The following is a 13,209-nucleotide window of genomic DNA, read 5'->3' on the forward strand; positions in this document are numbered from 1 at the left end:
ATAGCGATAAGTTCAGCGGCCCGTCGCTCATCGGTCGTGCCCTGCGGGCTGCGGCTTGGGGCCGGCGCCGTTTGTGGGCGGCGCCGGCTTTGTGGGGTCGGGTGGGTCAGCGGGGGGTGCTGATGCGGTGGATCGAGTCGAGGGAATCGGGGCCTGCTGCTGCCTTGTCGACGACGTAGGCGGTGCCGTGGGCGAGGACCACGTGGTCGGTGTTCGCGCCGGTGGCGAGGTCGGCGAGGACGGTTCCCGCGCGGGGGTCCACGACGGTGGTGGTGCCGGCGTCCTTGTTGGCGGCGAAGACGCGTCCGGTGCAGAGGTCGGTCGCCACGGCGAGGGTGCCGGCGCCGGTCTTGATCTCGTTCCTGACCTCGCCCGAGGCCAGGTCGACGACGGAGACGGAGCCGGCGGCCTGGTTCGCGGTGTAGGCGGTGCGGCCGTCGGCGGCCAGTGCCACGTCGATGCTGCCCTGTCCGGCGGGGAGGATCCTCGGTCGGTCGGATCCCGCGGTCACCTCGATCAGGCGGCCCTTGGCCAGGTCGGCGGCGTAGACGTTGCCGGTGTAGGGGTCGACGGCTATGCCCGCCGGCCAGGCGCCCTCGACGGTGACGCGCTTCTTCTCCTGGTACGTGCGCAGGTCGAAGGCGACGATGCCGCCCTCCTCGAGTGCGCTGCACCAGACGAGGCCGCGCGCGATGTCGACGGCGACGTCCCGCGGGTGGCGCACGCCGGGCAGTGTGGCCAGGTGGCGGCCGGTCCGCTGGCTGTACACGGCGAGGGCGTTGCTGAGCGTGGCGGTGACCCACACGGTGTTGTGCACGTCGTCCACGGCCACGCCGTAGACGGCCTCCAGCGCGCCGGTGGCCTCGTCGGTGACGGGAGGCGTGGTGGAGGCCAGCAGCTTCAGCGACCGCGGGTCCACCTTGAGCAGCCGGGATTGGGTGACCGGGGGGTAGCCGATGGAACTGGTCACCCACAGCACGTCGTTGCGCGTGGAGTGGGCCACTTGGTAGAGGCCCGGGGCGAGTTCCGCGGACTGCACGGTGTACGCCGAGCTGCGCATGCGCGCCCGGTCGGGGGTGGCGGCGGACGCCGTGCCCGCCGCGCCGAGCGCACCGCCGGCGGCGATCGCCGCACCGAGGACGGCTCGACGGTCGATCGGGTTGCGGGTGCCGGACATGGTGGTTCCTCCAAGGTCGCAAGTGGTGGGGTGGGAGTCGGTGAGGGTCTGAGTCAGACAGGCCTCGTGGGAGGCAGGCCCGAAGGCCGTGGTCCAGCCGTGTGGGATTCGTAGCCACGTCGGCCACAGGGAGCGTCGGCCCGTGGCGTCGGTCAGGACGAGGTGGGTGGGGTCGTCGGTGCCGGTCGGGTCGAAGGGGTGGGTCATCCGTCGAGTTCCTTCAGGCGGGCCGCGAGTGTGGCGGCGATGTCGTCGAGCGGGCCGGGCCGGGTCATCTCCGGGTGCAGGCAGTCCAGCCGGTGCTCGTCGATCGCCCCGGTGACGTACGGCTCCCAGGCCCGGGGCGTGAGCCAGTGTTCGGCGCGGGGCGCGGCGGCCGTGAAGAACAGGAGGTCGCCGCCGTACACCCGGTGCTGCTGGCTGCGCATCAGGCGGGCGTTGTTGGTGACGATGCCGACGACGGCGTCGAGGACCCGCTCCGGCAATCCCGCGAGCGCGCTGCCCTCACGGCGCAGCAGCTCCAGGACGCCGTCCCGGGTCAGCCCGGTGCCGCCCTCGTGGCCGGCCATGCGGAGCAGGGCGTTGAGTGCGTCCTCCTCGGTGGGGCCGGCCAGGTCACGCCACTGGTCGGAGGGGTAGGCATCCATCAGCGCCAGCAGTTCGACGGCCTCGCCGTGCTGCTGGAGGTGGACGGCGACGGTGTGGGCGATGACGCCGCCGACCGACCAGCCCAGCAGCCGGTAGGGGCCGTGGGGCTGCACGGTGCGCAGCCGGTCGACGTAGTCGGCGGCCATCTCGTCCATGGTCGCGGGCAGTGGTTCGCCCGTCAGGAGTCCGCGGGCCTGCAGGCCGTGGACGGGCTGGTCCGGGCCGAGGCGGGAGAGCAGGCCCGAGTAGCACCAGCTGATGCCGCCGGCCGGGTGGAACACGAACAGTGGGGTGCGACCGCCCGAGGAGCGCAGCGGCAGCAGGACGTCCAGCGCGGTGTCGGCCGGGCCGCCGTCCGTCAGCCGGTCGGCGAGCGCTGCGGGCGTGGGCGCGCGGAAGAGCGTGCCGAGCGGGGTCGGCGTCCCGAGGGTGTCGCGGATGCGGGCCATCAGGCGCGCGGCGAGCAGGGACGTGCCGCCCAGGTCGAAGAACCCGTCGTCGACGCCGACTCGGTCGACGCCGAGCACCTCGGCGAAGAGGCGGGTCAGTGTCTCCTCGGTGGGGTTGCGCGGGGCGCGCCCGTCGGCGCCGGCGGCGGCGGGCGCCGGGAGGGCGGCCCGGTCCAGCTTGCCGTTGGGGCTGAGCGGGAAGGCGTCGAGGGTGACGAACGCCGAGGGGACCATGTAGTCGGGCAGGACGGCGGCGAGGCGGTCGCGCAGTTCGTCCCGGGCGGGGACGCCGCCGGTGACGTACGCGACGAGCCGCTGGTCGCCGGGGCGGTCCTCGCGCAGGATCACCGCGGCGCCGGTGACGCCCTCGACGGCCGTCAAGTGGGCTTCGATCTCTCCGGGTTCGAGGCGCTGCCCGCGCAGTTTCACCTGGTGGTCGGTCCGGCCCAGGTAGACGACCTCGCCGTCGGGGGTCCAGCGGGCCAGGTCCCCGGTGCGGTACATGCGGGAGCCGGCGCGGCCGTACGGGTCGGCGACGAACCGGGTCGCGGTGAGGCCGGGGCGGCCCAGGTAGCCGTCGGCGAGCTGGACGCCGGCGAGGTACAGCTCGCCCGCGACGCCGGGCGGGCACGGCTGGAGGGCCGCGTCGAGGACGTACAGGCGGGTGTTCCACACCGGACGGCCGATCGGTACGGCACCCGTGTCCCCGGGTACGCAGGTGTGGTGGCTGACGTCGACCGCGGCCTCGGTCGGCCCGTAGAGGTTGTGCAGCGGCACGGACGGCAGCACGCGGTGGAAGTGGTGCGCGGTCTCGCGGGGCAGCGCCTCGCCGCTGCAGAAGACGTGCCGCAGCCCGGTGCACCCGGCCGCCTCCGGTTCGGCCAGGAACACCTGGAGCATGGAGGGCACGAAGTGGCAGACGGTGACGGCCTGTTCGCGGACGATCCGGGCCAGGTACGCCGGGTCCTTGTGCCCCTCGGGGTCGGCGAGGACGAGCGTGGCGCCCTCGCGCAGGGCCCAGAAGAACTCCCATACGGAGACGTCGAATCCGGACGGTGTCTTCTGCAGCACCCGGTCGCCGGGCGCCAGCGGATAGGTGTGCTGCATCCAGCGCAGCCGGTTGTCGATCGCCGAGTGCGGTACGACGACGCCCTTGGGCCTGCCGGTCGAGCCCGAGGTGTAGATGACGTACGCGGGGTGGCTCGGGGTGAGCGCGCGGGGCGGGTCGGTCGACGGCAGGTCGTCCGGGCCGGTGCGGTCCAGCAGGACGTACGGACGTCCCGTGGCCGGCAGCCGGCCGGCGGTGGCCGCGTCGGTGACGACGCAGACCGGGTCGGCGTCGTCGAGCATGTGAGCGAGCCGCTCGGCCGGATAGCCCGGTTCGAGCGGCAGATAGGCGCCGCCCGCCTTGAGGACGGCGAGCAGGGCGACGATCAGCGGGACGGAGCGCGGCAGGGCGACGGCGACGAGCGTGCCGGGGCCCACGTTCCCGGCGGCCAGATGGTGGGCCAGCCGGTTGGCCCGCGCGTTGAGTTCCGCGTACGTCAGGGTCAGTTGTCCGTGGACGAGAGCGGGTGCGTCGGGGGTGCGCCGGGCCTGGGCCTCGATGGGGCCGATGAGCGTGGTGGCCGGGAGGTCTTGCTCCGTGGCGTTGAACCCGTCCAGCACCTGGTGCCGTTCGGCGTCGGTGGCCATGCCGAGTTCGGCGAGGGGGGCGGTGGGGTCGCAGTCGGCGATCCGGGCGAGCAGGGCGAGGAACCGCTCCTGGTGGGCGGTGAGGTCGTCGTGGGTGTAGAGGGCCGGGTTGGCGTCGAGGTCGATGTGCAGGCCGCGGCCGTCGGTGCGGTCGTGGACGTTGACGGTGAGGTCGTCGACGGGGCCCGCGGACAGGTTGTGCGGGACGGCGGGGGCGCCGGCGAAGGTGAGGTCGTAGTCGAACGGCATGACGTTGATGAGCGGGCCGACGAGCGGCCGGGTCTCGCCGAGCAGGCCCAGGTCGCGCCTGATGTCCTCGTAGCGGTAGCGCTGGTGGCGGCGTGCGGCGCGCACCGCCAGCACGACCTGCCGGGTCAGCTCGGCGAGCGTGGTGGCGGGGTGGACCGCCAGCCGCAGCGGCAGGACGTTCATCACCATGCCGGGCACGCGCAGGGCCGCCGTGCCCAGCCGGCCCATCAGCGGCATGCCCAGCACGACGTCGGTGTGCGCCGTGACCCGTGAGACGTACAGGGCCTGCGCGGCGACGATCAACTCGGGCCAGGTGGCCCGGAGTTCGGCGGCACGTGTGCGCAGTCGCGCCGTGACCTCGTCCGGGACGCGGGCACCGGACCGCAGGAAGGTGCGGGAGGGCAGCGCGGTGCGCCCGGCCGGCGTGGGTGCCTCGGGCCGGTCGGCGAGGAGCTCGCTCCAGTGGGCGCGGTCGATCTCGTACTGCTCGGATGCGCGGTAGGCGAGGTCGTCGGCGACCAGGTCGTCGACGCGGCCGAACGGGCTGTCGCCGGGATGTCGTCCGGCCGCGAGCGCCGAGTAGATCTCGGCGGTGCGCCGGGCCAGCAGCGAGTAGCCGAAGCCGTCCATGACCAGGTGGTGCACGCGCTGGTACCACAGCCAGCGCTCGTCGCCGACCCGCAGCAGCGCGTGCTGGAAGAGCGGCCCGGCGGTGAGGTCGAAGGGCCGGGCGACGTCGCCGTCCATCCAGTCCCGGGCGGCGGCGTCCGGGTCGGGCGCGTCGCGCAGATCGGCCGTGTGCAGGGGGAACCCGTGGTCCGGTGCGGGGACCGGGCAGGGGAACTGCCGTGGCCCGTCCGGGGTTTCGGCGATCCGCATGCGCAGCGCCTCGGCCTCCTCGGCGGTGCGGTGCAGGGCCTGCGCGAAGAGCCCGGGCCGTACGGGACCGTGGATCTCCAGGTACTCGGCCGTGTTCAGCGCCGGGCTGTCCGGGTCGAGGGCCTGCGCGTACCACATCCCGGTCTGGGCGGCGGTCAGCGGGAGACCACGCTCGGCCGCGGTCGTCATGGCCGGGCTCCCAGCAGCAGTGCCCAGGCCTCGATGGCGGGCCGGTCGGCGAGGTCGACGAAGGAGATCTCGGCGCCGTGTTCGCGCCGCCACCGCTCGACCAGGCTCATCAGCCGGACCGAGTCGAGGCCGTAGTCGACCAGGTTCTCGTCGTCGGGGATGTCGGCGGGGTCCTCCCCCAGTACGTCCGCGACGTCCTCGCGTATGTGCTGCACGGTCAGCGTCATGGTCGGTCCCCCTGGAAGACGGCGTCGGCGGTGGTCACGAACGCGCAGGAACGCGCGGCCCAGCGCAGTGCGTCGAGGTGCTCGCGGGCGCTGAAGTCGGCGACGGCGTCCGCGACGACGAAGGCCTGGATGTCCCGCATCCAGGCGTCGCAGGCCGTCATGTTCACCCCCAGGTGCGCGTAGACGCCGGTGATGATCAGCTGGTCGCGGCCGTGCTCCGCGAGGACGTCGGCCAGTTCGGTGCGGACGAACGCGCTGTACTTCCACTTGGTGAGGACGGTGTCGCCGTCCCGCGGCGCGACCGCGGAGGTGATGGCCGCGGCGTGCGCGTCGTCGGGCAGTCCGGGGCCCCAGAAGTCCAGCTGCAGCCCTCGCAGCGCGGCGCTCTGGCCGCCGGGCTGGGCGGAGTAGACGACCGGGATGCCGCGCCGGCGCGCCTCACCCGTCAGCCGGGCGGTCCGGGCCAGGAGGTCGGTGAGCGGCGCCGCACCGGGTGCGAACGCGGACAGGAAGTAGTTCTGCAGATCGTGGACGAGCAGCACCGCCCGGGCCGGGTCCACGGTCCAGTCGACCCGGTTGCGGGGCAGGTCGGGGCCGGCCGGCATGGTGTACGGCGCGATGGAGGGAAGTGCCATGGTGAGGTCGCTCTCATCGTGGGAGGTCGGCTGCGGAGTCGGCGGCGGTCGCGCGGAGGTCCTTCTTGCTGACCTTGCCGACGCCGGTGTGCGGGAAGGCGTCGACGAACTCGACCCGGTCGGGCACCTTGAAGGCGGCCAGTCCCCGTTCCCGTACGAACCGTCTGAGCGGGGCGGCACGCAGTTCGGCTCCCTGGCGCAGGATGACGTAGGCGCAGGTGCGCTCGCCGAGGTAGTCGTCGGGTACGGCGACGACGGACACGTCGTGCACCGCGGGGTGGCCGAGGATGATGTTCTCGACCTCCTCGGCCGCGATCTTCTCGCCGCCGCGGTTGATCTGGTCCTTGGCGCGGCCCTCGACGACGAGGTGGCCGCTGTCGGTCATCCGGACGAGGTCGCCGGTGCGGTAGAAGCCGTCCTCGGTGAAGCAGCGCGCGTTGTGCTCCGGGGCTCGCCAGTAGCCACGGATGGTGTACGGGCCCCGGGTGAGGAGATGTCCGGTCTCTCCCGGGGCGACGTCGCGGTCCTCGTCGTCGACGATGCGGATCTCGTCGTCGGGGGAGATGGGGCGCCCCTGGGTGGTGACGACGGTTTCCTCCGCGTCGTCGAGCCGCGTGTAGTTCACGAGGCCCTCGGCCATGCCGAAGACCTGCTGCAGCGTGCAGCCCAGTGCGGGCCGGACGCGGCGCGCGGCCGCCTCGCTGAGCTTGGCACCGCCGACCAGCAGCAGTTGCAGGCTGCTCAGGTCGTACGGGGCCCCGGCCGCCGCCTCGGTCCATGCCAGGGCGAGCGGCGGGACGAGTCCGGTGAGGGTCACGCCCTCCCGTTCGATGAGCTCGAACGCCGTGTCCGGATCGGGCCTCGGGCACAGGACGATGCGTCCGCCCGCGGCCAGCGTGCCGAGTGAACCGGGGGAGCTGAGCGGGAAGTTGTGTGCGGCGGGCAGGACGATGAGGTGGACGCTGTGCTCGTCGACCGCGCAGATCTCGTTGGAGGCACGCACCGAGTACAGATAGTCGTCGTGGGTGCGCGGGATCAGCTTCGGTACGCCGGTGCTGCCGCCGGACAGCTGCAGGAAGGCGAGGTCGCCCGCGTCGGGGCCGTCGTGCGGTACGGGTTCGCGCGGGACGTCGGCGAGGGGGGTGTGCTCCGCGCAGTCGCCGACGACGAACACATGGCGGAGCGTGGGGACCTTCGCCTTCACCCGGGAGGCCAGCTCCCGGTAGTCGTATCCCTCGTGCACGTCGGCGACGACATAGGCGACCGCCTCGCTGAACGCGCAGAAGTAGGTGATCTCCGTGTCCCGGTGTGCGGGCAGGGCGAAGACCGGCAGCGCGCCGATCCGGAAGAGGGCGAAGACGGTCTCGAAGAACTCGGCGACATTGGGCAACTGGACGACGACCCGGTCGCCCCGGCCGATGCCGGCGGCGAGAAGGCCCGCCGCCAACCGGTCGGCACGACGGTCCAGTTCGGCGTAGCTCCAGCGGCGTCCCGGGCCGGCCGGGTCGACGACGGCGATCCGATCCGGGTGCCGCTCGGCCCGCGCACGCAGCATCTGCCCGAACGTCTCGCCGCGCCAGTAACCGGCGGCACGGTAGCGCTCCGCGAACTCGGGGGGCCGCGTGGGGGCGTCGGTGCCGGCGGGGGGCTCGGTCGGGCAGGCCTCGGCGGGCGCTTCGGAATCCACGCGGCTGCCGGGGGACGCTTTCGCGGTCACAGGTCTGCCCCCACGGCGTCCAGGAACGTACGGAACTTGGCGGCGGTCTCGGCGGTCTCGGCGGTGGGGTCGGACGAGGCCACGACGCCCGCTCCGGCGAAGAGTCGGAGGCCGCGGTCGGATGCCTCGGCGCAGCGGATGGTGACGACCCATTCGCCGTCGCCGTCGGCGTCGCCCCATCCGACGATCCCGGTGTACAGACCCCGGTCGAAGGGTTCCAGTTCGCCGATGACCCGGCGGGCGAGCTCGGTCGGAGCGCCGCAGACGGCGGGCGTGGGGTGCACGGCGCAGGCGAGGTCCAGCGCGGAGACGGAGGGTAAGGCGAGGGTGCCGGTGAGGGTGGTCGACAGATGCCACATGGCGGCGGTCTGCACCAGCGACGGACGTTCGGGGACGTGGAGTTCGGAGCAGTACGGGGCGAGGGCGGCACGCATGGCGTCCACGACGACGGCGTGCTCGTGCAGGTCCTTGGGGGACTCCAGCAGTGCGGCGGCGCGCCGCACGTCCTCGGCGAGGTCGTCGCTGCGGGGCGTGGAACCGGCCAGCGGATTGGCCACCAGGGTGGTTCCGCGCCGGGAGACGAGGAGTTCCGGGCTGGCGCCGAGCAGGGTGCCGCCGGTGCCGGTGGGCAGGGCGAAGGTGTAACCGCGGGCGTCCCGGCGGGCCAGGCGTTGCAGCATCGCGGGAATGTCGGGTGCCCGGTCGCCGGTGAGGTCGAGTGCCCGCGCGAGGACCACCTTGCCGAACTCGCCCGCCCGTATCCGCTGCACCGCGGCCGCGACGGCGGCCCCGTAGCGTTCGGGCGCGGGCACGGGGCGTACGGTCCAGGCGACGGGCTCGGGCCGGGGCGGGGGGAACGCGATCAGCGGGTCGGCGCGCAGGGCCGGGGCCCGGTGCACCGCCGCGGGTACGACGAGCGCGGCCGGTCCGGTGTGGTCGAAGGGGATCGCGCCGACCACCACGGGGCCCGGTTCGGCCGCGGCGCGCGCTGTGGTGAGCGCTTCCCGCACGCGTTCGGTCAACGGCCGTTCGTCATGGGTCACTTGGGTGCGTACGCCGCGGGCGAGGAGCGTGCGCGTCGGCGAGGCCAGGAAGCGGTCGGTATCCGGCCGGTAGGCGTCGAGGAGGGCTGTCGCCGTGCCGACGGCGTCGACTTCGGTCTGGCCCGTGGCGAGCGTCTCGTGGACCGTGGTCACCTTGGGTTCTCCGGATTTCTCCGGTACTGCGAGTACCGGGCCGATGGGTTCGGTCAGTGCGGGTGGGCGGCGTACGCGGGCCGGGTGGTGTGGCCGCGCGTCGGCCCGTCGGCAGTGCGCGCGCGGGAGGGCCGCCGGTTCGCCCGGCGGAGGACGGAGCCGCCTACCGGCTTCCTCGGCGGGAACAGTAGCCGCGAGGGGCCCGCCGGGGCTCGCCGTCTGACACGGCCTGACATGGCGCGATGACGCTCCACGACACTCCCGGCCGGCTCGCGGGCGGCACGGGGCGCACTGCGGCACCGTGGGAGTCGCGGGAGCCCCGGGTACCGGCCCACAGGAGTCGCGGGAGCCCCGGTCACCGGCGGCTCCCACGGCAGTTGCCCCCTTGGAATCCGGTACCCGGTCCGAGGGCGGGGGCGGCCTCGGACCGGGCGTTCAGTGGGCGGCGCCGCGGTCGCTCGCCGCGTCGGTGCGGGCCTGCTCGTCGATGCGGCGCTTGGCGTCCTTCCAGTCGATCGGCAGCTGCTCGACGGGCACCTCCCAGAAGGTGAACGTGGAGCCGCGCATGGTGGAGCGCAGGCCGGTCATGACGCTCTTGTGGGGTTCCGTCCTGGCGTAGGTGTAGAGCGCGTCCCGGCTCTCCCAGGCGGACAGCGTGAAGAAGACCCCCTTGAACAGCTGGGCCTCGAGGGATGCCCCGAGCGCTCCGGGGGCCTTGCGCACCTGGCCCCAGGCGGAGAGGGACTTCAGGAAGAAGCGGGGGACGTCCTTCAGCGACCGCACTTCGAGCCGGGAGGCCATGACGAAGGCGCTGGTGTCGGGCCGGGCCGGGTTCGGAGTGACCCAGGGAAGAGTGGGCACGGTAGTCTCGCCTCCACAGTTGGTGAGTGGCACTATCTATACTAGACAGTGACGCTACCCAATTGCCAGAGGGAGAGCGAGGAAGCGTGAGAATTTCGGAACTCAGCCGCCGCAGCGGGGTGCCCAACGCGACGATCAAGTACTACCTGCGGGAGGGCCTGCTGCCCCCGGGCCGCGCCACGGCCGCGACCCAGGCGGAGTACGACGACTCGCACCTCAGGCGGCTGCGGCTCATCCGCGCCCTGGTCGGAGTGCGCGGCCTGTCCGTCGCGGCGGCCAAGCACGTCCTGGACACCATCTCCGAGAACCAGACCGACACCCACCATGTCCTCGGCCTCGTCTTCGGTATCTGGCCGTCCGGCAGCAGCGCCAAGGAGACGGCGGAGGCGGAGGGCTCCGCCGACGAGGGCGGCCGCGAGGCGAGCGCCCTCATCGACGCGATGGGCTGGCCGGTCTCCCCGTACAACCCGGCCCGGCACGTCATCGACCAGACGCTCGAGACCCTGCGCTCGCTGGGCATGGACTACGACTGGCGGACCCTCCTCCCCTACGCCGAACTCGCGGCGCAGACCGCACGGCTCGATCTCGACCAGCTCCAGGCCCTGAAGGACCCGCTGGAGAAGGCGGAGCGGGCGGTGCTGCTGACCTTCCTTCTCGAGCCGGCCCTGATGGCACTGCGCCGGCTCGCGCAGGAGGCCGAGTCGGTGGTCCGCTACGGCGACGACTCACCCGCCGCCGAGACCGAGTCCGAGACCGAGTCCGAGTCCGAGTCCGATCAGACTGGCCGGGAGCGAGCCGGCGAGCATGAGTGAGGGGTACTCATGTCCCTCGGGGAGCCGCCCGCCCGTACGGTGCGGCGTATCCCGCGGCGGGGCGCGAAGGTGAGTACCCATGACTCAGGCCCGCCCCTTTCTCCGCGTGGTCTTCTCGTGTGCGGAATTCAGTACGGCGAATGCCGTGCGCCCACCGCACCCGGGGAGGCAAGGGGATGCAGTTCCGGATTCTGGGCCCGCCCGAGCTGTACGACGAGACCCGAGACCGGAGCGTTCAACTGAACGCCCCGAAACAGCGGTTGCTGCTCGGCGTCCTGCTCGCGCGGCCCAATTCCCCCGTCCCCCGCGAAAAACTGGTCCGGGAACTGTGGGGCGGCACGCCGCCGCGCGGGGCGACCCACACCCTCAACGCCCATGTGTCGGCGTTACGGAAATCCCTGCTGCAACTGGAACCGGAACGCCGCGACGTCCCCCGCCTCGTCGCCCGCGAGGCCGGATACGCCCTTCAGGCCCGAGCGGACGAGACCGACGCCGGGCGCTTCGCGAGAACCCTGACGCGGGCGCGCCGTACGACGGCACACGATCCCGAGGGCACCTACGGGTCGCTGCGCGAGGGCCTCGCGCTGTGGCGCGGCACCGTTCTGGGGGGCGGCGTCCACGGCCCGGTCTGCACCCGTCTGGCGGCCCGTCTGGACCGGGAGCGTCAGGACGCGCTGGAGATCTACTTCGACTGCGCGCTGCGCACCGGGCGGCACCACCGCGTCGTCCCCGAACTGCAGGACGCCACCGCCGCCTACCCGATGCGCGAGCGCTTCCACGACCAGCTGATGCTGGCCCTGTGCCGCTGCGGGCGCGGCCCCGAGGCGATCGGCGCCTACCGGCACGCCCGGCGCCGGCTGGCCGCGGTGACCGGCCACACCCCGCTGCTGACGGCACGCCTGGAACAGATCGGCGCCTGCTCCCCCGTACTCACCGATCCGGCCGCCGAGGCCCCCGCTACCGGGCTGCGCCGCCCGTCGGCGAGCAGCGTCGAGACCACCGAGGAACCGTCGGCGCGTTCGGTCCTGGGGTATCTGACCGAACTGCTCAGTGGTCAGGTGCTCACTTCCTGAGACTCGCACCGGCCCAGGATTCACCTCGGCCTGAGGCTCACACCGCCGCATCCCGACACGCGAAAGCGCGCCCTCCGTACAACCGGAGGGCGCGCTTTGCGTTCTCGAATCCTCAGAGCTCGCCGATGAGTTGCCGCGCCGCGTCCATTCCTGAGGAATAGCCGGCCTCGTGCGAGCCGATCTGGTCCACACCGTGCCGCTTGGCGTGGAAGTAGGCGCCGCAGAGTTTCACGCGGGTTCCGACGTTGACGTCGTAGATGTCCTTCTGCATGTCCCGTACGTGAATGTCGATCACCGGGTGCGTGTAGGGGAAAGCGGCGATGACCGTTTCCGGATCGACGTCGCGCGGGTAGTCGAGCGTGACGAAATAGTCCTTCTCCGAGGTGAATCCGTGGAGCTTGTTCATGTAATAGGCGACGTACGTGCGGTCCTCGCCGTCGACCTCGACCTTGCCGTAGTTCCATGCCTCCCAGCGCTCGCGGTCGGCGGGCATCACCGAAGGGTCGGTGTGCAGGACGACCGACGAGGCGTTGTAGCGGACCTTGGAGAGGACCTCGCGCTGGCGCTCGGTGGGGTTGTCGAGCATGGCCAGGGCCTCGTCGGCGTGGGCGCCGATCACCACGTAGTCGTAGCGCTCGCTGCCCTGGGCGGTCGTGACGGTGACGCCGTCGGCCTCCTGGTGGATGGCGGTGACGGGCTCGCCGACGTGGATCTCGGGGCCGATGGCGGCGAGCGCCTTGCGGACGTAGGAGATGGAGCCGCCGCCGACCGTGCGCCAGTCCACCTGGCGGCCGCCGAGGCCGCCCTCGTCGTGGCCCATGAAGAAGGCGATGGCGGTGCTGGCCGGCATCTCCCAGATCAGCTCGGCCGGGATGGACCAGACGGCGGAGCAGAGCAGGATGACATAGGAGTTGCGAAAGGCCTGGCTGTAGCCGCCGCGGTCGAGGTACTCGCCGAGGGGGATGTCGGCCTTCTTGCGGACGAAGTCCTTGCGGCCCTCGGTGTGGAAGCGGCGGGCCTCGCGCCAGATGGTCAGGAACTCCTCGGAGTAGCGGGCGGCCACCTCCTCCTCCGACAGGTCCAGTTCCTTGGTCCCGTACTCCAGGCCGGAGTCCAGGTCGAAGAAGTTGAAGGCGCCCTGGTGCTCGACCGCCTCGACGCCCAGCTCGTCGAAGAACTCGCACAGGTTGGTGTAGGCGGGCCGGTTGAAGACGACGAACGCCGTGTCGATGCCGAGGGTCCGGCCGTCGTCCTCGACCTCCACGGTGTTGGCGTGACCGCCGAGGCGGTCCTCCCGCTCGTAGATCGTGATGCGGGCGCGCTCGCGCAGGTGGTAGGCCGCGGAGAGGCCGGAGACACCGGCGCCGACGACGGCGACACGAGGGGTGGTGGGTTGCGTCAT

10 protein-coding genes are annotated in these 13,209 nt (G+C 72.5%); 2 read left to right on the forward strand and 8 right to left on the reverse strand.

Annotation, left to right across the window (positions count from 1 at the left end):
• Positions 1-106 precede the first annotated feature (106 nt).
• The 7 genes from ACZ7L6_RS35130 to ACZ7L6_RS35160 all read right to left on the reverse strand — a co-directional run bounded on the left by ACZ7L6_RS35130 (position 107) and on the right by ACZ7L6_RS35160 (position 9,922).
• Positions 107-1,384: an MbtH family NRPS accessory protein gene (locus ACZ7L6_RS35130; RefSeq protein ID WP_471931082.1), complete on the reverse strand. Its 1,278-nt coding sequence runs from the start codon at positions 1,382-1,384 to the stop codon at positions 107-109.
• Positions 1,381-5,286 (reverse strand): amino acid adenylation domain-containing protein, encoded by a 3,906-nt coding sequence (locus tag ACZ7L6_RS35135; protein WP_471931084.1) that lies wholly within the window; start codon positions 5,284-5,286, stop codon positions 1,381-1,383. The genes ACZ7L6_RS35130 and ACZ7L6_RS35135 overlap by 4 nt, the downstream gene beginning before the upstream one ends.
• On the reverse strand, positions 5,283-5,513 hold the full coding sequence (locus tag ACZ7L6_RS35140; RefSeq protein ID WP_471931086.1) for a phosphopantetheine-binding protein: 231 nt from the start codon (positions 5,511-5,513) through the stop codon (positions 5,283-5,285). Before ACZ7L6_RS35140 ends, ACZ7L6_RS35135 begins: the two co-directional genes overlap by 4 nt.
• The gene (locus ACZ7L6_RS35145) at positions 5,510-6,148 is read right to left on the reverse strand and encodes an isochorismatase family protein (protein ID WP_471931088.1); all 639 of its coding nucleotides are present in this window, start codon (positions 6,146-6,148) and stop codon (positions 5,510-5,512) included. The genes ACZ7L6_RS35140 and ACZ7L6_RS35145 overlap by 4 nt, the downstream gene beginning before the upstream one ends.
• A 13-nt stretch (positions 6,149-6,161) precedes the next feature.
• Positions 6,162-7,835 (reverse strand): (2,3-dihydroxybenzoyl)adenylate synthase, encoded by a 1,674-nt coding sequence (locus ACZ7L6_RS35150; RefSeq protein WP_471931090.1) that lies wholly within the window; start codon positions 7,833-7,835, stop codon positions 6,162-6,164.
• Positions 7,836-7,861: 26 nt separating this feature from the next.
• Positions 7,862-9,061 carry an isochorismate synthase DhbC gene (gene dhbC / locus ACZ7L6_RS35155; RefSeq protein ID WP_471931092.1) on the reverse strand — a complete coding sequence of 400 codons (1,200 nt, stop codon included), beginning with the start codon at positions 9,059-9,061 and terminating at the stop codon, positions 7,862-7,864.
• 435 nt (positions 9,062-9,496) lie between these two features.
• Entirely contained in the window at positions 9,497-9,922 is a 426-nt protein-coding gene (locus ACZ7L6_RS35160; RefSeq protein WP_471931094.1) for a DUF3291 domain-containing protein, read from the reverse strand.
• An 86-nt stretch (positions 9,923-10,008) separates the two neighbouring features.
• Here ACZ7L6_RS35160 and ACZ7L6_RS35165 point away from each other — a divergent pair, with 86 nt between their 5' ends.
• Together ACZ7L6_RS35165 and ACZ7L6_RS35170 are read left to right on the forward strand one after the other, a co-directional pair.
• Positions 10,009-10,734: a MerR family transcriptional regulator gene (locus tag ACZ7L6_RS35165; protein WP_471931096.1), complete on the forward strand. Its 726-nt coding sequence runs from the start codon at positions 10,009-10,011 to the stop codon at positions 10,732-10,734.
• A gap of 176 nt (positions 10,735-10,910) precedes the next feature.
• Positions 10,911-11,807 carry an AfsR/SARP family transcriptional regulator gene (locus ACZ7L6_RS35170; RefSeq protein WP_471931098.1) on the forward strand — a complete coding sequence of 299 codons (897 nt, stop codon included), beginning with the start codon at positions 10,911-10,913 and terminating at the stop codon, positions 11,805-11,807.
• 112 nt (positions 11,808-11,919) lie between these two features.
• On the opposite strand, the gene ACZ7L6_RS35175 is transcribed toward ACZ7L6_RS35170, so the two are convergent.
• Positions 11,920-13,209: an NAD(P)/FAD-dependent oxidoreductase gene (locus ACZ7L6_RS35175; RefSeq protein ID WP_471931100.1), complete on the reverse strand. Its 1,290-nt coding sequence runs from the start codon at positions 13,207-13,209 to the stop codon at positions 11,920-11,922.

It is taken from the genome of Streptomyces sp. NPDC107522, assembly GCF_055657525.1.